Genomic DNA, 423 nt, shown 5'->3' on the forward strand with positions numbered 1-423 from the left:
CGGTTATCCGCACAGATAACTTTTTAGGATAGATGAATGACGACTCAAAAAGAAGATCTGCGTGCCGATTGGCACCCTGAAATCATCAAGGCGGAGATACACCGGCGGGGGTTGTCGTTCCGCGCTCTCTCCATCAAGGCTGGGTACAGCAAGGATTCTCTGAAAACCGTACTACGCACACCATGCAAGCCTTATCAGCAGATTGTCGCTGATGCGCTAGGGGTTTCGCCGGAAATGATCTGGCCGAGCCGTTACCAAACCGAAAGTTATATGCGTAAGGCGTCTTAATCATGTTCGTTATCGCAAAAGAGTTAGTGGGCATCCCAGGACTCCCCGCAACAACCAAGGGGATTCGGGAGGCGCTTTCTCGCAATGCTGGTGACTCTTCTGCATTGAAGCGCAAGCGTGAAGGCTCCAAAGCTT

General features: G+C 51.5%; 2 protein-coding genes. Both read left to right on the plus strand.

All coding sequences use genetic code 11. The annotated features are described in order from the left end of the window. The first annotated feature begins 36 nt into the window (after positions 1–36). The gene (locus ADK28_RS05010; RefSeq protein ID WP_048795050.1) at positions 37–288 is read left to right on the plus strand and encodes a helix-turn-helix domain-containing protein; all 252 of its coding nucleotides are present in this window, start codon (positions 37–39) and stop codon (positions 286–288) included. Between the two features lie 2 nt (positions 289–290). Next, the coding region (locus tag ADK28_RS32870) for a hypothetical protein (RefSeq protein WP_239686206.1) at positions 291–423 on the plus strand (133 nt) is incomplete at its 3' end.

The organism is Serratia sp. 506_PEND, assembly GCF_001076875.1.
Classification (GTDB): domain Bacteria; phylum Pseudomonadota; class Gammaproteobacteria; order Enterobacterales; family Enterobacteriaceae; genus Serratia; species Serratia marcescens.

What these genes read in the sequence shown, in the direction of transcription:
- ADK28_RS05010 (WP_048795050.1), top strand. Translation starts at nt 37, where the DNA reads ATGACGACTCAAAAAGAAGATCTGCGTGCCGATTGGCACCCTGAAATC.